We start from the raw sequence: 20,780 nt of genomic DNA on the forward strand, positions 1-20,780 counted from the left end.
TTTATTTTGCATTATCTTTTTGAAATTGATTTTTTTGTATAAATCCTAGAATAATACCACCAATAATTGATCCAATTAAGATAGCTAAAACCCACTGTATTTTCCCTTCAACAACCGGTAATACAAGAAATCCCCCATGAGGAGCCGGAACTTTAACTTTAAACAAGTAGGTCATGACTGCTGCAATGGATGAGCCCAGCATCATCGTCGGAAGGACACGCAAGGGATCTTTAGCAGCAAACGGTATGGCACCTTCTGTAATATGTGTCGATCCTAAAATAAAATTAACGAGTCCGGCATTACGATCGTTTCTAGAAAAATATTTCCCAAAAAATAATGTCGCAAACCCAGTAATCAACGGGGGAGCAATACACGCTGCTGAAACTCCTGCCATAAACGTTGCGTTACCCTGTGCTAATAACGCTGTTCCGGTTACATAAGCAGCCTTATTAACAGGACCTCCCATATCAAATGCGGACATACAACCGACAATAATCCCTAATAATAGCGGATTAGAATTTTCAAAACTAGCTAGAAAATCCATCATACCTTGATTAATCGCATTCATTGGACCGGAAAGTAAAGACATGCTTATCCCCACAATTGCTACACCAAAAACTGGGTAGAGAAAAATGGCTTTTAATCCATCTAAAGATTTTGGTAATTTTTGAAACACTTTTTGAAGCAATAAAATAACATATCCTGCAAGGAATCCCGCAAGAATACCTCCTAAAAATCCAGTACCTCCATTATTAGCAACTACCCCTCCTACAAATCCAGCAACCAATCCAGATCGTTTAGCTATACTTTCCGCAATAAAAGCGGCGAGTATGGGAACCATGAGCCCCATCGCAGTCCCTCCAATGTCTTTTAACATTGCAGCCATTGGATTGTATTGTGCATGCTCAGGATCAAATGAGAACACTCCCCAAACAGCAAAAGATATTGCCACAAGAACTCCTCCAGCTACAACAAATGGAAGCATATGAGAAACACCGTTCATTAAATGCTTATAAATATTATGTCCCAGAGAAGTCCGATCATCATGATCATCTTGTATAGGTTCAACTTTCGATTCTGAGTTTTCACCTTTATAAATCTTTCCTTTTCCACTTAGAGCATCTTCGATCAACTTATCTGCTTCTTTTATCCCTTTTCCAACAGAAACATCAATGACCCGCTTACCAGCAAATCGCTCAGCTTGAACATCCTTATCTGAAGCAATAATAATAGCCTCTGCTTCAGCAATTTCTTTTTCTGATAATTCATTTTCAATCCCCACTTGACCATGAGTTTCTACTTTTATAGAGACACCTTTCGCATTTGCCGCTTGTTCAAGTGCCTCTTGAGCCATGTAAGTATGAGCAATACCAGTTGGACAACCTGTAGCTGCCACTATTTTATATTTTTCCATTTTCATTTCTCCTTATTTTATTTTGATCTGTTTCTTTAACTCTTCCACATCTGAAAAATCTGTCAAACCTTGTCTGAACGCCGTTGAACTTCCAGCTGCAATTGATTCTCTTAAAGCGTCTTTAAGCGACTTATGACTTAAATAATTTGCCAAAAAAGTAGCCAATAATGTGTCGCCAGAACAAGCAGTGTTTATCACCTTCCCTTTCGGAGAATTTCCGAATAACGTTTTTTCTTTACTTGCATATACACAACCTTTAGCACCCAATGATAATAGAACGTGTTGTGCTCCCAATTCTGCTAATTTTTGTGCCTGTTGTCTCGCATCATCGATACTTCCAATTGCTTTCCCTAACCATTCATATATTTCTTCTTCATTTGGCTTCACTAAAAACGGCTTAAAAGGTAAAGTCTCAATAACCTCTGCCGAACTATTATCAATAATCAAATTAATATTTCTTTGATAACAAATTTCACTAATTTCAATCAAAAGACTTGGCTTTACACCTCTAGGAAAACTGCCTGACAAACATAAATACGAACCCGGTTCAATTTGTTCAATCTGTTCTAATAATGATCTAATTGCTTTTTGAGGTACAAAAGGTCCTTTATTAACTAATTTATATTCTTTGCCTTCATTATTAACTTTAGTGAATACATTTATGCGAGTATTACCAGGAACTTCGATAAAATTAGATTGAATCCCTTCTTGGTTAATTTCGTCCTCTATAAACTGCCCTGTAAAGCCGGCTTTAAAACCTAAAGCTGTTGACTGATAACCTAATTTGTTTAATACCAAAGAAACATTAATTCCTTTTCCATTCGCTTGAATATCATCATCAATCGTTCGATTTACTTTTAAGGGAACCATTTCATCCGTCTCGATAAACAGATCTATAGCTAAATTTAATGTGCAAGTATATATTTTCACCCTGTCGCCTCCTCTGACTTTATTATCCTTTAAAATATGATGAATATGTTTTCAACATTCAAATAAAAGATAGAAAACTTTTACAATATTCTCTCAATAGAGTTAATATTACGAAATTTTATTCGTATAATATGAATAGAGGTGATAGTATGGATCATAATTTAAGTGAATCAGAAAAATATCTTTGGGATTTTATTCAAAAAAATATCAGTGAAATCTCTAATATTTCGATTGTAAAATTAAGTGAACAGGCAAATGTTTCGACTGCGACCATTGTTCGACTAATGAAAAAAAAGGGCTTTGAAGGCTTTACAGCTTTTAAACATCACTTAAAAGAAAAAGACAGCCAAAACATAAATTTCTCACTCCTTGATAAAGCAGATCATGGAATCCGTACCGCTATCTTAAAAAATGAACATGAAGTGATTAGAACCATCAATATGATCGAAATAGGAAATATAGAAGATGCCATACAAAAAATCAGCGTCGCTAAAAGAGTCATTATTTTTGCACGTGGATTTTCAGAATTAATCGCTCAAGAAATGATGATTAAATTCCAATTAACTGATAAATATTGCGAATTACACACTGATCCAGAAATTATCAAAAGTATCAGCAAACGCATCACTTATGATGAAGTGGTCATTTTTGTATCCTTAAATGGTGAAACAGAAGAACTGGTAATTGCTGCAGAAAATTGTTACCGAAACGAAATAGGCACGATCTTATTAACCGCAAACCGGACAGGTAGCATCATGAAATATATTGAAATACCCTTTATCGGCTTTAAATCTGAAGTTTCACTCTTCCCTGATTATGAAGTGAGGTCCCGTTTACCCTTATCAATCTTAGCTCGGATTTTACTCGATGCATATGTCTTAAGAACACAGAAACATTAGCAGGCTTCATTTATACTCACTAAATATAATGATCTGTAAATAAAACAAGACTAAGAATATTTTTCTTAGTCTTGTTTTATTGAATATTTCTTAAAAGCTAATTACATCTTCTATATAATCACTATTTCTTTTTAAAAGTCTTCATCAGAAGATAATACACGATCACTGTTATAAGGATTGAATTAATGGCTCCCGATCCCCATTTTAATATGAAAGCCGAAGTTCCACCCACTACAACCGAAAGAAAAGCTAAATAATTAATCGGCGGAAACACAGCGGTGTCACTAAAATCATACTGATTTCTATTATTCAACAAATAATAGTCTGTAATGAGAACGGCACCAAAAGGAGGTAAAAAGGTACCTAAGAAATTTAAAAATTCAACAAAATAATTTTGAATCCCTAAAATAGCAATCGCCGTAAACAAGATACCCGCTCCAGCACTCACAACGTGTTTATTTAGATGAGGATATATATTAATAATCCCTAGAGAGGCCGAGTATAAATTGTTATCATTACTTGTCCACTGGCCAAGTATTACAATCATCAGCGCTATTGTCCCCATTCCCAAGATGACAAGCCCTTCCATCACATTATTTGCCATGGTCGCCTTAGCAATTAATAGTCCACCAATATTGGCAACTGAAAAGATGATCATGGCAATAAAGACTCCACCGACATTCGCAGTTGCCTTCTTGGCATATCTTGAAATATCCGGCTGTAAAATTCCTCCTGTAATCCAACCACCAATCACAATTGTAATACCTGTTCCCAATGATTGTGGATTCTCCGGAACATTATTAATTATTGTTTCTAAGCCTACTTGTTGGATTGCAATATAACCACCATAAATGCAAAGAATTAATAATAACGGAGAGGCGATATAACTCAAAATCGTCATCCCCTTATAGCCTACAATGGCAGTAGACATCATCAGGAGACCACCCCATAAAGAGGCTATTTTGACAGAAGTCAAAAAATGATCCGGTGCAAGAATATAAATGGTTTCTCCAAAATAACCTGTTTGATAAGCAAACCAACCCAACATAGAAATAGCAAAAATTAATCCCACTAATTTTGAGCCATTTCTACCAAAAGGATACCTTGCTAACATCGCAAATGCCACCCCTTCGTTAGCACCGATACTACCCGTTAATGAGGCAATGATGAACAAAATTACGCAACCAATTAAAACACTTAACACAGCATCTTTAAATGTCAGAACCATGGCTAAACTTGCACCGGTATATAAGGTGGACATAGCGACAGCCATTCCAGTCGTCACCATTGCGATGTTAAAAAAAGATCGACGATTTTCTGTCGGCACTGGTTCACTTGGAAAATCATAAAATTTATCTTCTCTTTCTCGATTCTCCTGTTCCATGAATATTATCCTTTCTGACCATTACGTCGTTCATCAACAGAAATATAATCGACATCATATCCAAAATAGCGTGGTCCTAAGACATCTAATCCTCGCTTATTATTAAAGACTTCTCTAGATTTCACCCCGATAACAGCCACTTCTTGACCTTCTGCAAGAATTGGATTAGGGAAAGGCTCCCCTGTCTTGATATCCACAATCGTTATCACATCTGGACTCGTAATAATCGGTTCTTCATTTTCCCACATCATATGATTTTCATTCTTAAACCATATCTTATATTCATTATTCGCATACTCATTTTGTCCTTCAATTGTATAAGTACCCCAATAATAACCTAAGCGATCATCCGTTTCTTTTTTTATAACTTTTCCTTCAGCCATCAGATGACCATTTAAATGTTGAATACTGGCCTGAACCGGATTTTCACCTGCTTCTCTCGCTTCTCTTATTCGTTTCCCTAATTCTAAACATTCTGTCATTGTTCCTTTAACAACTAATTCCTTCATTTCTTTTCCAGAAAGAATAAATCCAGCTTGACCTGCTAAACCATAGGAACCTGAAGCTATTAATTTACCAATTCTTTCAACCATTCGATGATTCACAACATCTTCAATAAATGACTTATTCCCATAAGCATCTACACAAGCAACCGGCCATATTTTCTTTTGCGCAATATAAGGAGTTGTTTGTAGAACTTCTGGGATCGCTCTTCCTGTGTAATCACCATCTACACTCGGATAGCCATTTAACACACCAGCCGCAATGCCCCCAGGAGTATTAGCTCCACCTAATTCAATCGGAACCATCGCATCAATCTTAACTCCCATATAATCAGCTAGCGACTTCATAGCCATCGCTAATTGTTCTTTTTCTGAATATTTTATTTCTGTTAATCCAAAACCTTCCATCTCTTTCTTAACTTCTTCCGTATGCGGAGCAATGGACCCCATCAAGAATGGACAGATCGTGACTGCATCATCTGCAATATCATCTGGATCAATCCAACCAACTTCGTTTCCTTTCTCAATTTCTGACATCAAAGATTGAATCCCATTCTCTGGCAATCCCCCACCCCCTACACCATAAAAGGTACAACCTCTTACAAAATCTTCTACTTCCTGTCTCGTTTTTAATACCTTTTTCCCCATAGTAAAATCTCCCTTTTGTGTTTTTTTATATAAGCTTATATATACATCCTTAGTATATAAACACGAAAAGGAAAACGCATACATTTTATCATTCAATTTCTGTGCACTTTGCACACTACTCATTTAATTTGTATAAACTTAATAATAAAGTATATCGCATAATGTTATTTTCTGATAAAGGATTTACACCTAATAATTCTTCAATTTTAGCTATCCTTTGATTAATGGTATTTCTATGTAAATACATCACTTCCGAAGTTTTCGAAACATTCCCTTGAAAGCGAATCAATGTATATAGTGTATCTATCAATTTATTATGATGGTACTTATCATACTCAATTAATGGAGACAAACTATCCTTTATTTTAGCAACGTCACTTTCAGTGTATTTTTTACTCAATTGATCATAAATAAAGATCTCTTCATAATCTGTAACAAAAAGATCAGGGGATAATTTTTTGGTGATTTTGATCGCACACATCGCTTTATCATAATGATGTTTAATCGTTTCAATCGATTCAATCCCTCTACTATATCCAATTCTAATCTCAATGTTATGATGACTGATCAATTTTCTTAAGAGAGAATCGCAAATAAAATCAATCAAATACTCATCTTCATAAGTAGGAATATGCTTCAACAAAATAATTACTTTATCACTCATTTGGGTCATAATATAACTATTTGATGCGATCGGCATCACCTCTTTTACCCTATTAACAACTTCTTCTTTATATTTAGAGAGGTGAACTTCAGAAGTCTGATTCGCTAAAATATTAAATCCTTTGAGATCCAATACTATAATCGCAATGAATTCTTGTAGATTTATATTTAAATACTCTGCCCTTTTTTTCATTAAATTCGTATTGATTTCTTTTGAGAAAAGTAATTCATTAAACATCTCTGACCTCAATCGATTATTATATTCTAATTTACTGACTTTATTTAAAGCCGATCTGATAAGTGATGATTCCACTTGCTGAATAGCTACTTCTTCTATTTTATTAAAAGCCTTTCTTTTTCTAAAAAGTAGGCTTCCATAAAAATTCTGTTCATTTATTATGGGATAATTCAAAAAGATTTCATCCTGAATTTTAATGACATCTTTCTTATCTAAAGAACTATCTTGTAATTTAGTACTTAAATCTGACTGTTTTAGTTGATATCTTTTCGTAGCTGATTGATGGATCAGCCCATTTATATCAATATAATAAACATCATCATCTAAGATATTTGATAATGTATTCAATAAGTTCTCCGAGCTATTATCTGTAATTGATACATTTGAAATCAAATTTTGAATTTCTACTACTTTTTCTAATTCTTTATTTTTTCGAGTTAAAATCTGATCCAATATGGGCGAAATAATGTCTATATAGGCAAGATCTTTCGGTGCCTTTAATAGTGGTAACTCCAATCCTTCACATAAATTAATAATTCTTTGATCAATGTGGAGCATTATCACTCCAACATGAGCCAAAATTAGCCCACTTGCTCCAGCTTCTTTGAGCATTCTAATCGTAGCTTCTTGTTGTTCTATTTCATCTTTAATACTGAAAAACGCCGTAATTAATAATTCCCCCTGTTTGATATAGAGCTGGGAGTTAGGGATTTCTAAGACCGAAACACTTTCTACTTCATTCACTAGCCCTTTATGTCCTGCCAACACTTCTAAATTTGCTAGGTTATCAATTTCCAATATATGATTAATATTCATAAGACCACCCTATCATATAACACAAACGCTATCATTCAATTATAGAATACCATATCTTTTATGATTCTAAGAATAAAGATTAGAAGTTTTTAATTTGAGCTTTTCCATTAATTGCTCCTTCCTCTTTCCCTAAATTCAATATTTTTTCGCTCATATTATTCCATAAAACAAATAAGCACCTCCTTTTTGAAAGGAAAGTGCTGGTATTTTTAATCTATTGCTTTTACAACTGCAGAAACATCAAATTAAGTGTCAAGCCCGCTGCGGTTCCATATAAGGCCACCAAGTCTCCTTCTTGGATCTCACCACGATCTAAAGCTTCAGAGAGGGTGTAAGGGATGGAAGCGGAAACCATATTCCCAAATTCCGCATAGTAATCAATCAGTTGTCCTTCTTTTAATTTAAGCTTCTTGGTTACCAAGGATAGGGCCGGTGAAGCCTGATGAGGAATTAATTTATCCAAGTGATCCACTGTTAAGCCACTTTCTTGCAAACCTCGTTTAAACATTTTTGGCAGTTTACGCATGGCGATTTTCAAAACGGCAAAACCATCCATATCAAATAAATACTCCTGGGCATTGTCTTCCGACCAAAGCGTCGGTGATAAATGCGTGAGGCCGCCACGAATTTCCGTTTCGTGAGCCCCTTCTGACCAAGTCTCTTGACTAGCGTATACGATCCCTACTTCTTCCTCAGTTGCTTCGACAATAAAGGCCGCTGCCCCATCGCTGAAGAGACGATAACTTTCTTCTTGGGCTGGATTAATATAATGTGAAACCAAATCACCAGAGACCACCAAGGCCCGATGGTAACGACCCGTTTCTAATAAGGAGCCAACCACATCAAGCGCCGTCACAAAGGAAGTGCATGTCGAATTCACGTCGAAACACGGAATCCCCGTTCCTTTGCCGATTCTTTCTTGTAATAAGGCTGAAGTAGAGGGAATCATCTGGACCATTCCGGCACAGCCGACCACTATCAGATCAATGTCTTGAATGGTGATCTCAGCACGACTTAAGGCCTCTTGAGCCACTTCTTCATACATCTGTAATTGATAATCATTAAGGGCTTGATATGGAAACCGATAACGCGTTCCATCTTGAAATTCAAGTTTTTCACTCCCTTGCGTTCGACTATGACTCACAATTTTTAAATGTCTCATAATTTTGCTCCTTATTTACTCTTACTTGATTTAATTTTGTTGTTCGTTGTCGTTTCAATGTTTCAAATTTTAAAGGTAAAGGCTGAACTTGAAAATGGGCAAAAAGTTTCTCCAATTCGCTCGTCAAGTCCGATTGAATCCGCTCATCTCCTGCATCTTCTAATTCAATGACAATCGCATCCGCTAATTGAGTCACGCGATAACGGCTAATCCCCTCCACAAATAAAAGGGCACGCCGGATAAAGTCCGCATAGATTGTCACTTCTTTCCCTTCGATTCCCTGCATCCGAAAGGCATCATCTTCACGCCCTTCAATCTTCTCAATCGTTGCCAAAGGTGAACCACAAGCACATGTTGATCCGGCTACCAAGATATCATTGAGACGGTAACGAATAATCGGTTGAACCCGACGATTAAAATCCGTAACAATTGGGATAAAACGTCGCTCATCTAGCCATTCTCGTTCAAAATAGACCACATCTTCACAGAGATGAAAGGAACCATGGTGACAAGTGTAGCCTAGAAAACCTTCCGTACACTGATAGGCTTGATCAATAAAAGGGACGTTAAAGAATTGAGCCAGGTCATCCTTATAAGCCTCTTCCAAAACTTCTGCCACTGAAATAACCTTGATCAGGTGTGGACAAGGATTCTGGTCAAAATATTGCCAGATATCATAAAGGACAGAAGCAGGTGCAATTAAAATACTCGGGTCATAATTAGCCAACCGCTCCATCAAGGAATCAAAAGCTTGTTCAATATCAAAATAATCTAAGCTCAGAAAGGGAGAATTTAAAGAGGAATACAGATTATTATTCGCCCGCATAAAAAAGGCAATCCGATGTCCCAACCACTTCCCTTGGGGTAAGAACTTGGCCAGAGCATTGCCTGCCCAGCGAATTTCTTCTGCCCGCGAAAGCGTATAGATGCCTCGATGGCCACTCGTCCCCGATGAGAGTCCCACCGATATATCCTCAAAACGCTGAGAAAAATCACGCGTTCGCTCACTTTCTAATGCTGCTTCCATCAACGGCTCTAGCACTAAGCCTCGGGTATTCATTTGATCGTATTGATCCATGATCCTTTTTTTATTGACGATCGGAATTTGGTCAAAGTTCTCCCACGACACTCCTTGGTAGAAGGGAGAATGCTGTTCTAAAAAAGCTAAATGCTGATGCAACATTTTTTCTTGATAAGCTTTCAATTGGTCTTTCGACCAAGTCTTCATTTGATAACGCGTCTGGTAAAAAGTTTTCAAAAAATCGAGAATCATTGATCGCCACCTCCTTGTTCATGACAAATATCAACGGTAATTCCTAATTGCATTAACCCGCTTAATTTCTCACAAGTTGCCCGATAATGCGGCCAAGACCATTGAACTCGGCGAGCAATCCAAGTAAAGCGGTCCAACATTTCCGGTGATAAATAAGCCTTCCGCCAGCCAGCATCAATGGCTAGACAGAGACGCAAGCTAGGCAGATAGAGACCGGTCATCTCCTCTGCATGCCCACTTAGGTCTAGCGCAATTAAATCGTCTGCCAATCGATAAGCATCAATTCCTGTATCCACCCCATCGATCCATAACCTTTCATTAAAATCAATTAAGTGAATGTCTTGCTCCAAATCGCCTAAAAAAGCTCGTCCATATTGGGGCAAATACTTCCTGAAAGACCACAAGTGTCGATAGGTCGACCGACTCATCCAAAGTCTTGCCTGAGGGAAGTTCACTAGGCAGCCGATATGGTCCAGATGCGCATGAGTAATCAGGAGATGATTGACTTGTTCAGCACGATAACCTCTCTTGACCAAACTCGTAGCAAGATCCTCTTCATAGGGTTGAATCGGCAATAGGCGGTCATAAATATTCAATAAAAATTGGCTCATCGGTAAGCGACCGGCCTGTCGTTGGCGCATCACCTGGTAAGCAGCTTCGCCGTAACCCGTATCGACTAAGAGGCTTCCCATTTCGGTATGTTCAATCAGATAAGAAGAAGCCGGAAAGTAGAGAGAATTGGGTGATCCCCCTTTAATCAAGGTTTTTTCAGGTCGAATACACCCTCCAACTTCTATTTTATGACAAGAAGTGACGATACCAGTCAGCGTAATCACCTACCTTGTCTTCTAAAGTCACCAGAGGATGATAGCCAAGTTCCTCTTGGAGGGCAGAAATATCCAACGTTTGACTAAAGGCAATCGTCGATAAGGTATAAACAGTCAAAGGTGGCTCCTTACGCGCTGGATAGACTTTCTCCATTAAACGAGCCAAATTAATGAGTAAACCATAAGGTAAACGTTTAAAACGAGGCGAACGTCCCAAGTGGTCAAATAAGAGAGTCATTAACTCAATAAAAGGTTTAGGATCACCATTGGTCACATTATAGATCCCCCCGCTGGACTCACTCTCCAGTGCCAAAAGACACGCATAAGCCGCATTCTCAATGCAGGTCACATCCATCAAATTTTGCCCCTGATTAAACAGCGGAATCCCTGATTTCGCTTCTGTCTGGAGTAGGCGTGGAATCACACTCGTATCGCCATCTCCAATTAAAGCCCGAGGTCTCAAAATGTTATATGACAAGCCTGACTGCTTCACGATTGCTTCTGCTTTCCCCTTGGTTTCAATATAATGATTCAAGGGTGGCTGGCTAAAAGGTTCGGTCTCCTTGACAGCTAGTTGGTGGTCCAACCGAGCATAAACGCTAGGAGATGAAATATGAACTAAGCGGTCAACACCATGCTTTTGACAAGCTTGGACAATATGTTGAGTCGCTAGGACATTGGCAGAGTAGAAACTTTGATAAGTTCCCCAGGCCGAGGACTTGGCTGCACAGTGGATCACCCCTTTAAAATCATAACGCTCAAAGAGGGCCGCTACTGCCGCTTGATCAGCCAAATCGACCGACTGGTAATCCACACCTTTCGGAATGCGATCATTAGAATGCCGAGAAACGCCCACCACTTCATAACCTTGTGCTAATAGTTGTTGAGCAACATACCGCCCTAGAAAGCCACTAATTCCTGTTACGAGTATCATCCATACTCCCTCCTAAAAGTTCATCAATCGCTTCATTGAATAATTGCGCCGTATCATAACCTTTCAACGCTGCTTGTAATTGCTTGAGCCTTGTTCGATCCATTGTTTGAAGTTGTGTAAACCGGTCAAGAATTGCTTCTCCTTTTTTCAGCCAGAGACTCGCTCCAGCCGCTTCTAAGCGAGCCGCTTGGTCAAATTGATCCCACATCACAGGTAAGACCAGACTCGGGATAGCGTGTTTGAGGCACTCATGGAGAATCCCAGCTCCTCCATGATGAATCACAAAATCAAATTGATCAAAATTTTCACTATAAGACAAGTAGCCATAACGCATAATATTATCTGCTTCATAGGTCGGGGCATCCCCTTGGCACTCAACCTTTCCATCCGTCAAAATAAATAAATAAGTAGGATAGGCTTGAGCTAGCACTTTGATCTGGTCTAAATGCTGGTCCTGTCTCCCGTCAAGAAGCGTTCCAAAGGTCACCAAGACTTTTTTCTCATACTTGTCTGGCAAAGCCTCCCGTTGAACAGAGGTTGAGGGACTGATACAAGGACCAATATATCTCAGATAAGTTGGTAAATAACGATTAAATTCTAATTCTTCCAAGCCCAACATTAACATCATCCGGTTCGAATAATAGGCTTCCGTTCCATCCGATCGATAAATTCGCATCGGCGTTTCCTTCACTCTAGGATGAAACAGAAAAATTGATCTTTTCACCCAAGAGAGAAACAACCAACCCAATCGATTTTTAATTTTACCCCAGAACGACGAGGCAGGTTTCCACCCCCCTAGGAAATAAGGAGCATCCTCCCACTGATTAGTAGACTCCACAATCCCAATCGAAGGATTGGTCGTCATATAAGGAACTCCGGCTGATTCACACGCAAAACTCCCAAACAAAGTTGAAAAATCCGTCACAACGAGGTCAGGCTGCAAGTGTTCTATCTCGATCGTCATCGCTTGATAAGCTGCGATCAGAATTGGCAACAATTGACTCACCGTATTGTAAAGCCTAAAATAAGTCTGCTCAATCGTTGGATCAGTCGAGACCTCTAATAAGGCTGAAATCTCTTCATAGCGCTGATCCAAAATACTTATAAACGTATAGTCCTTGTCCTGAAACTTTCCTGCCGCATGCCGAGTCGATAAGAAAGAGATCTCATAGTGATCAGGATCCAAATAACGCGCAAGATCCAATTGGGGATTTAAATGCCCACTTAGAGGAATCGCTGCGAAAAGGATTCGACGCTTCTGCCCCATTCCTTCACCTCTTTAAATATAATAGTGCTTTAATCATACCGATTTTCCAACAAAAAAACAGCAAATTTTTTGTATTTCTAGCCATATCTCTCCATTTATAAATGTTTAAGCAAATCAAAGGTAGTTTCTTTCCTTTTAAAAAAGACAAGCCATCTTTCTTTGCTATAAATCAAAAAGACACCCCTTATCGGGATGTCTAAGCGTTCAAACTTTCTAATTATCACTCCGTGCATAGCCATTCTTCATTTCACAACTAGCGGCATAGAGCACTTTATCTAGATATTGATTCGTCACTTGTCTAAGGAAGTCTGCCATTTCTTCATTGGACTGCTCCAGCAAGTCTTGGGTCTCTTCCGCTGAATATTGACCTGCTAAGAATTTCGCATCATATTTGGCTAGCAAGGCCTGCCCTTTCGCCTGAACAGCCTCTTGATAGCGTCCCACATATTTATCAGTTTTTTGGTAATGAGCGTCACAAAGGGCGGCAATAATTCGATTAGTCCAATAAAAGCTGTCCGTTGTAACAGATTTTGCTGGGTGAGCAACGTACTCAGGCGTTGTTTTCACATTGGTATAGAAAGGAACGATCGCATTAAAGACATTCGAACCAAAGGATAACCATTGAAGACTTCGAATAGCTTCTGGTAAATAAGGTCTAATTTGCGTATAGGCGGTCACATTCTGACGACTGATTCCAATCGGCCGGTACCTACCACGTTGGTTACTTTCACCATATTTGCCATAACAGTCATACGGGGTTCCCTGATAATGGCTCGATAAAGCCCACTTAATTTCTTCCATCGTAATCTTGCACTCTGGCACCATCGCCCATGGAAGGTCATCATCTTCTGGCCGAAAATCTGCCTCAGGCCCATCCCAGAGATAGGTTCTAGGATTAAAATGCCTCAACATCATCCAAGCCCGGGGTGTATTATAGAGATGGTCAGAGTCTGCTTTAGAGCCATAAGCTAAACGAGGATTAAAACCTGCTTCTGGATCCATCGAAAGATCTAAGTGATAACGTTCTGTGAGTTCCTTCAAATCAGCCGAACACATAAACTCCTTTTGTTCTCCGTAAGCATCCTCAAAATCAAAGTAATCAATCCCTAACTGATTAGGCATGACCACATAGGCATCGTCTGGAACCCGACGAGCCATCCAATGATGTCCACCAATGGTTTCTAGCCACCAGATTTCTTCTACATCTTGAAAGGCCATCCCATTCATTTCATAAGTTCCATGTTCTTCTAATAACTGACCCAAACGCTCCACGCCTTCTCGAGCTGAATGAATATAAGGCAGAACAACGGTTACAAAGTCTTCTTCTCCCAATCCGCCTTCTTTTTTGCCATCCTTATGATTCACTAGAATCGGGTCGATTCCCTGAACTCTGGCATTTGATGTAATAGTTTCCGTCGCTGTCATCGCCACATTGGCTGCATTAATTCCAGCGGCTCCCCAAATCCCATCCTTTAAATCATTATTAGGTAAATGCGTATACCGCATCGGATTCTCAGGTAAATCAAATTCACAGCCAGAAATCACGGCCTTATATCGCTTGGGTTGGTCTTCTGGCTGAACGACCGCAAAATGCTTGGCATCGAAGATGTCAGTTGGGGCATCTTCTGAACGTGTGACGATGGTTGCCCCATCATAAGAAGCCTTCTTCCCCACTAATAAAGTTGTACAAGCCATTCTTAACACTCCTTCAATCTTTTTTAAATATAAAACTTCGTAATCTTTAGGACACCCTAAACGATACTCCTTTTACCTACAAAAGTCGAGTTAAAGTTTGATTAAAGGGCTTTCAAAAAAAGACAAACTAAAAGCCCTTCCCGCAATGAAAAGGGCAAAGTCATCCATGATAAAAACAGACTTCTTTTAATATTCTTTCTTACGTCCTTCAATCGCTAATAAGCCAAGACCTGCTAGAATCGCAAAAGCGGCTTTAGTATAAAGGATGGTGTTATCTCCCTCACCTGTTTCCGGTAAAACGCTGGCTTGACTAACCGTAGCAGGAGTCTCTGATGTTCCTCTTTGTTCCTTAGTGGTTTTCGAAGGGGTAGGCGCTTCAACAACCGAATCTTCTTGCTCAGGTGTTTCAACTTCTGGGCTTTCTTCAGCTGGGATGTCCTCTGAAGGTTGATCTTCAGAGGGCTGATCCTCAGAGGGTTCCTCTGCAGCAGCCACATTGATCGTGGATGGATCTTCGACAATGTCTTTAACGGCTGATTCAAACACTTCTGGCACCGTATAAGTATGGTTGTCGTTCACTAATAATTTGATCGGGTTCGAGTAGGACCATAAGTCACTGTAATTACGATCATTGATCTGATCAAAGTATAGACGTAAAGCGGCCATGAAGTCTTCTTCTGTTTCGAAATCATCTTGGTTAGGTTTCTCCATGTATTCATCTAATAATGGATTGCCTTCCCAATCTGTTTCACCTTCACTTCCAAGTTCATGATTAGTACCACGCAAGCGCATATACATATCCTCATTGACATGGAAAGGCAAGCTCATGGAATACCAACCATTTTCATCCGCTTGTCCCCAATCATCCGCATCAAAACGTTCTTGAATTCGCGTCGTCGGGTTGAAGTCTGTTCGCTTATCCGCTACCTTACCATAGATATTTCCCACGATTAAATCAATATGATCTAAGATCGGATTATTGGTAACATCTGATTCATAATCTTCGAAGAGGTGCTTGTAATTATTCTTTAGCGTTTCTTGGAAACGAATCGTTAAATTAGCTTCTGTATTCTTATCTAAATGAAGCGTCTCACCCATGGTAGCTGTCTGGTCTCCTGCTGTCACAAAGAAATCTAGACCCGAGATTAAATCACCAAATACTGACCATGAATTCCCTGATTTTAATCCTTTGACGATATCTTGGAAGGTATTACCTTCCACTTCTGTATAATTACGTGAGTATTCTGATGGCCAGTAGCCAGATGAATAAAGTTCATTGGATGAAACCTTGAAGTGGAAGTCTGAGTTCGCATAATTATAGAGATCACGTCCCTCACCTAGTAAAGAGTCCCATACTCCCCCTACCTTCGCAATCATCTCATCTGCTCCACCGTAGATATCGCGCATTTCGCCACGGTCTCCACCTAACTGATTACCCGGCATTCCTTCGAAGCCAGCTACCACATCAGGTGCAATATCTTGCATATCCCGTAAATCTTCTGCTCGAACTTCTCCGCCACCACCGTTATGACGGGAAGGATGGTTGGCTTGAAGAAACGATTCTGGGTAGTATTTCTGTAACCAGCGCAAGCCATCGTAAGAATTCATTTTATCTTCTTTTACATTGTCACGAGGACCAAAGACTTCCAATTCGTTATCCGTGAAGGCTTCAGTGGGTGTATCATAGGCATACAGCCATTCGAAGTGGCGGTAAGCTTCAATCGGTACGCGGTTGCTGCCATCTTCAACAATCGCAACTGTCGCATGGTCTAAACCAAACATATCCCATTCAAAACCAGGATAATAGATTTTTCCTTTATATTTTCCTTCTTCCTCTTGTAGACGAATAAATTCATTCACATCATCGCGAATCGTTTTCCAAGTAGGCTGTGGATCAACTTCTTCCCCATTCACATCACGGGGAGATTTACGAAGATGGTCAGCGGTCATATAATAATCAAATGCTTCTCCTTCTTCTAGGTATGCTTTCCCTTCTTCCGGTAACTGATCCACATTTTCATGGAATGCCGCATCCAGAACGTTTTCCAGAACCATATACGGTTCAGAGGCATCACCTGACTGGTTCGTATGACTATGGAATTCTCCTGTCACCGTCCGCTCATCAGTTGGAATGCTGTCATCAGTCTTTAACTGTCCTTCTTCCGATAAGTCAAGCGGATCTGCTTCTTCCTGATAGTAGTCGCCCGTATTCTCTACTTCTACTTCACCATTCTCATTAACAACCGTATGAACCGCTTCAGCTGGAGCTTCTTCAATCATTTCTTGAACTTCTTCTGCATCTGCCGCTTTCACAATTTCTTGATGACATACTCCGAACATTACCACAGAGGATAACAACATGGCCGTTGGTTTAAAAGGGAAAACTTTTTTCATCATAACCTCCAAATAATATTTGATAGGTTCAGTTTAACGACCCAATATTAATTTTATGTAAAAAAAATAAAATAAAATGTAAAATTACTGTAAACTTACTTGTTAAACCTTTATAAAGTTTGTTAATCAATCTTTCCTACTCTTTTTTCCTATAAGTTCCCTCTAAGACACTTGAGAAATAAGGGACATTTTATATAATGATCCTAAACTATCTATTAAAAAAGGAGTTTCATATGACCATTTATCGTAACACAAAAAAGTTTCGTTCTACTCTCTCGTTTCTAATGCGAATTGGCTCCATTGCGATTGCCCTCTTGCTTCTCTATTTCTCGATTTCCACCAGTGACGGAAATCCAGTCATTTTCATTCTAGCCCTCTTAGTTGGTCTCGCCATTATTATTGCCGCCATCATCTTTGAAACCCAACTAGCAATCAAATATCGCTCAGTTTATGTGATTGATGAAGACCAAATTCTATGGCGCTTATTCCACCAAGGTGGAGGAAATCCAGACTTTGCCATCACAAAATTCGGTCGAATTAAGAAGATCTACCAACAATCCCAAGAAGTTCGTAAGAACGCGCAAAACGATCAATACAGTTTCGATATCGTCACCACCTATAAAAAAGATCCACATTCAAAGCAAATCAAAGATTTAATCAAGGCAGGCACTACCATCACCCCAATGTATGAAGCGAAATGGATGGGAGAAAGTGACAATGATTTTGACATTCGCTACACGGATGAGAAACAAAAATCCAAGACTTATTCCATTCCTAAATCCTATACTGAGTTAGAACAAACACTCAAAGCGTGGAGTCTTCCTCAACAATAATTTAAAAATTTATAAATAGAATGTCTCATTTGTTAAGACAAAACAAGCTAGTCAACGTCGTAATGCTCGTTGACTAGCTTGTTTAATTGAATTAGATACTTTAACATCTCTTACTTTTCTATCAACATCTGATAGACTTTTGCTAAACGTTGTAACCCTTCCGCTAGCTTACTTCGGGGACACCCGATATTTAATCTTAGGAAGTGATGACCATTTCCGCCATACACCTTTCCGTCCATAATGGCTACTTTCCCTTCCTTTACCAAATAGCTCTGTAAAGTGTCCATCGTGACCCCTGTTGGTCTAATATCAATCCACATCAGATAAGTCGATTGACTCTTGATCACTTTTAATTTAGGGCAATGCTCTTCTAAAAAAGCACAAACGTATTGATCATTCTTCTCAATATAGAAGTTCAATTGATCAACCCAGTCCTCACAATCATGATAAGCTTGCATTGTTGCTATCATTCCCAAGGCACTTGGCGAAGAAAGACCATCCGCTTGCTTTAATTGTTTCAGGAATGCTGCTCGCAATTCAGCATCTGGAATCATCGCATAAGCAAATAATAAACCTGCAAAATTAAACGTTTTAGATCCAGAACTCAAAAGCGCCACATTCTTCTGACTGTATTGGCAAACAGGAATATGATGAAATTTTGAACGAATAACATCCATATGAATCTCATCTGAAATCATAAATACCTGATACTTTTCACATAAACGAACCACTTTCTCTAACTCTTCGGGTGTCCACACACGCCCAGAAGGATTATGCGGCGAACAAAAAAGTAAAATCACATTTTCAGGTTGACTCAGAACCGCTTCTAAATGTTCAAAATCAATCGTATACCCAGTCTCGTCAAACAAAAGAGGGTTTTCTATCACTTGGCGCTGATTTTGTTGAATCGTTTTATAAAAGGCATCATAGGTTGGAGTTTGAATCACTACTCCTTGTCCCCGCTCCGATTTGAGCCGGATTAGTTGAGAGACTGCATACATTACACTCGGACTATAAACGACCCAGTTCGAATCAATGTCTGTACTAAAGCGACGTTCGAACCAGCTTGCTACACTTCCTTTAAAATCATCATGATTCCATCTCGTATAACCAAAAACACCATGCTCCACTCGTTCATGTAATGCTGATAGCACCATGTCGGGCAGTGCAAAATCGGTATCAGAAATGGTAAAAGGTAAAAGTCCACTCTGACCGAAACGATCTTCCACATAATCCCATTGCGTACAGTAGCTTCCTCTTCGGTCAATTACTTTATCAAAATTCATCCTACCACAACCTTATATCAAATCTTCTAGTTCATTCTTAACCGACGTCACTTTAGTCCCAATAATAACCTGCACATTCTGATCATCCAGATGAACCACTCCGAGAGCGCCTAAGTCTTCTAAAGCTTGATCATCCACCATAGATCCATCCTTTACAACCAAACGCAAGCGTGTCACACAATTATCTAAAGAAAGAATATTATCTTTCCCACCCAAATTCGCTAGAATAGCAGGGATATCATAATGCCCCTTTCCAGATGTCGTAAGTTCTTGATCAGAATAGTTAGTCTCAACTTCTTTAATAGCACGTCCTGGCGTTTGAAGATTTTTCTTACGGATCACGATTTTAAATACGAAATAATAGACAATAAACCAGATGAGCCCCACAAGTAACACCAAGTACCATTTCGTACCGTTTCCTTGAAGCACTCCAAAGATAGCGAAATCAAGGATGCCTCCGTCCGTATTTCCAATCGTCACACCTAACAAAGCCATTACCATAAAACCAAGCCCTGTCATCACCACATGGAATACCCATAATAGTGGGCTCACAAATAAAAATAAAAATTCAATCGGTTCTGTAATACCTGTCACAGCTGTTGCCACCACACCTGAAATTAATAACCCTTTGATCGAATCTCTTCGCTCAGGTAAGGCGGTGTGATACATGGCTAATGCTGCAGCCGGCAAACCAAAAATAAAAGTTGGCATCTTTCCTTGAGATAAGAAAGCAGTTGCTTGAGGAGAAATAAGTTCACCTTTACTTAATTGCTCATAAAAAATATTTAAAGCTCCATCCACTTGATGGCCATCAACTAGAGCCGATCCTCCTGCATGAGTGAAACGAATCATCGCGACTAGAATATGATGCAAACCAAAAGGTAACAGTAACCGCTCGCCTGCCCCAAATAGAAATGGCCCAAAAACGCCTGACTTCTGAATAAGTGTTCCAATTAAAGCAATCCCTGAAGCAAAAATCGGCCATACATAGGGAAGAAACAAGCCCAAGATCGCCATGACTAAGGCGCTAATAATGGGAACAAAACGCACACCCGAAAAGAAAGAAAAGCTGTCATGCAGTTGAATGCGATAAAAACGCTGATGTAATTGATAAATCACTAACCCTGCAATGATACCTCCTAATACTCCCATTTCCAAAGTCTGAATACCAAAAACTAACCCTTGCCCAGCCATTCGTAAGTTCTCTTCATCACTTAATAAGCCGCGAGCTGATAACACAAAATTAATAGTCAAATGCATGACCGTATAGCCAACAAAACCTGAAAATGCTGCCACACCTTTTTCTTTTCTAACAAGCCCTAAAGGAATCGCCATCGCAAACATAACCGGCAAATAAGTAAAGGCAAAACCGCCCACCGTTGATAAAAAATTAAAGAAAAATTGCAAGCCCTCATGATCGAGTATTGGGATTTGTTCCCTCACAGCAGGGCTCGCAAAAGAACTACCGATCCCTAATAAAAGCCCCATGAAAGCCAATAGAGCCACCGGCAACATGAAGGTCTTTCCTAAGCCTTGCAAAAATTCCATTTTACTACTTTTTTTATTCATTCTATCCATCTCCTTTTTTCTATTATATCGAAGAATAGACAGGTG

At 39.2% G+C, this 20,780-nt stretch carries 16 protein-coding genes; 2 read left to right on the plus strand and 14 right to left on the minus strand.

Annotated features, from left to right (window positions below):
• Position 1: 1 nt before the first annotated feature.
• Entirely contained in the window at positions 2 to 1,414 is a 1,413-nt protein-coding gene (locus HZY91_RS08170; protein ID WP_197115790.1) for a PTS fructose transporter subunit IIC, read from the minus strand.
• A 12-nt stretch (positions 1,415 to 1,426) separates the two neighbouring features.
• Entirely contained in the window at positions 1,427 to 2,344 is a 918-nt protein-coding gene (gene pfkB, locus HZY91_RS08175) for a 1-phosphofructokinase (protein ID WP_197115791.1), read from the minus strand.
• A gap of 149 nt (positions 2,345 to 2,493) precedes the next feature.
• Here pfkB and HZY91_RS08180 point away from each other — a divergent pair, with 149 nt between their 5' ends.
• Positions 2,494 to 3,243, plus strand: coding sequence for a MurR/RpiR family transcriptional regulator (locus HZY91_RS08180; protein ID WP_197115792.1), 750 nt, complete (start codon positions 2,494 to 2,496; stop codon positions 3,241 to 3,243).
• Between the two features lie 121 nt (positions 3,244 to 3,364).
• Here HZY91_RS08180 and HZY91_RS08185 read toward each other — a convergent pair whose 3' ends face one another.
• The 10 genes from HZY91_RS08185 to HZY91_RS08230 all read right to left on the minus strand — a co-directional run bounded on the left by HZY91_RS08185 (position 3,365) and on the right by HZY91_RS08230 (position 17,047).
• A complete protein-coding gene (locus HZY91_RS08185; RefSeq protein WP_197115793.1) occupies positions 3,365 to 4,627 on the minus strand; it encodes a cytosine permease in 1,263 nt (420 codons plus the stop codon).
• 5 nt (positions 4,628 to 4,632) lie between these two features.
• Complete coding sequence (locus HZY91_RS08190; RefSeq protein WP_197115794.1) at positions 4,633 to 5,778, minus strand: S-methyl thiohydantoin desulfurase family protein; 1,146 nt, start codon at positions 5,776 to 5,778, stop codon at positions 4,633 to 4,635.
• A 115-nt stretch (positions 5,779 to 5,893) separates the two neighbouring features.
• Positions 5,894 to 7,495: a PucR family transcriptional regulator gene (locus HZY91_RS08195; RefSeq protein ID WP_197115795.1), complete on the minus strand. Its 1,602-nt coding sequence runs from the start codon at positions 7,493 to 7,495 to the stop codon at positions 5,894 to 5,896.
• 223 nt (positions 7,496 to 7,718) lie between these two features.
• Positions 7,719 to 8,657 (minus strand): 3-oxoacyl-ACP synthase III family protein, encoded by a 939-nt coding sequence (locus tag HZY91_RS08200; RefSeq protein ID WP_197115796.1) that lies wholly within the window; start codon positions 8,655 to 8,657, stop codon positions 7,719 to 7,721.
• A complete protein-coding gene (locus HZY91_RS08205) occupies positions 8,629 to 9,930 on the minus strand; it encodes a F390 synthetase-related protein (RefSeq protein WP_197115797.1) in 1,302 nt (433 codons plus the stop codon). Before HZY91_RS08205 ends, HZY91_RS08200 begins: the two co-directional genes overlap by 29 nt.
• Positions 9,927 to 10,766, minus strand: a complete 840-nt coding sequence (locus tag HZY91_RS08210; protein ID WP_197115798.1) for an MBL fold metallo-hydrolase — start codon at positions 10,764 to 10,766, stop codon at positions 9,927 to 9,929. Before HZY91_RS08210 ends, HZY91_RS08205 begins: the two co-directional genes overlap by 4 nt.
• Positions 10,729 to 11,691 (minus strand): NAD-dependent epimerase/dehydratase family protein, encoded by a 963-nt coding sequence (locus tag HZY91_RS08215; RefSeq protein WP_197115799.1) that lies wholly within the window; start codon positions 11,689 to 11,691, stop codon positions 10,729 to 10,731. The genes HZY91_RS08210 and HZY91_RS08215 overlap by 38 nt, the downstream gene beginning before the upstream one ends.
• Positions 11,669 to 12,958 (minus strand): glycosyltransferase, encoded by a 1,290-nt coding sequence (locus HZY91_RS08220; protein WP_197115800.1) that lies wholly within the window; start codon positions 12,956 to 12,958, stop codon positions 11,669 to 11,671. Before HZY91_RS08220 ends, HZY91_RS08215 begins: the two co-directional genes overlap by 23 nt.
• Positions 12,959 to 13,171: 213 nt before the next feature.
• Complete coding sequence (locus HZY91_RS08225; protein ID WP_197115801.1) at positions 13,172 to 14,653, minus strand: C69 family dipeptidase; 1,482 nt, start codon at positions 14,651 to 14,653, stop codon at positions 13,172 to 13,174.
• A gap of 186 nt (positions 14,654 to 14,839) precedes the next feature.
• The gene (locus tag HZY91_RS08230) at positions 14,840 to 17,047 is read right to left on the minus strand and encodes a CehA/McbA family metallohydrolase domain-containing protein (protein ID WP_197115802.1); all 2,208 of its coding nucleotides are present in this window, start codon (positions 17,045 to 17,047) and stop codon (positions 14,840 to 14,842) included.
• Positions 17,048 to 17,280: 233 nt separating this feature from the next.
• On the opposite strand from HZY91_RS08230, the gene HZY91_RS08235 reads away from it, so the two are divergent.
• Complete coding sequence (locus HZY91_RS08235) at positions 17,281 to 17,880, plus strand: hypothetical protein (RefSeq protein ID WP_197115803.1); 600 nt, start codon at positions 17,281 to 17,283, stop codon at positions 17,878 to 17,880.
• Between the two features lie 110 nt (positions 17,881 to 17,990).
• Here HZY91_RS08235 and HZY91_RS08240 read toward each other — a convergent pair whose 3' ends face one another.
• Both HZY91_RS08240 and malX read right to left on the minus strand, forming a co-directional pair.
• The gene (locus HZY91_RS08240) at positions 17,991 to 19,166 is read right to left on the minus strand and encodes a MalY/PatB family protein (RefSeq protein ID WP_197115804.1); all 1,176 of its coding nucleotides are present in this window, start codon (positions 19,164 to 19,166) and stop codon (positions 17,991 to 17,993) included.
• Between the two features lie 12 nt (positions 19,167 to 19,178).
• Positions 19,179 to 20,744, minus strand: a complete 1,566-nt coding sequence (gene malX, locus HZY91_RS08245) for a maltose/glucose-specific PTS transporter subunit IIBC (RefSeq protein ID WP_197115805.1) — start codon at positions 20,742 to 20,744, stop codon at positions 19,179 to 19,181.
• Between the last annotated feature and the right edge of the window lie 36 nt (positions 20,745 to 20,780).

This window comes from Facklamia lactis, from assembly GCF_015863205.1.
Taxonomy (GTDB): domain Bacteria; phylum Bacillota; class Bacilli; order Lactobacillales; family Aerococcaceae; genus Facklamia; species Facklamia lactis.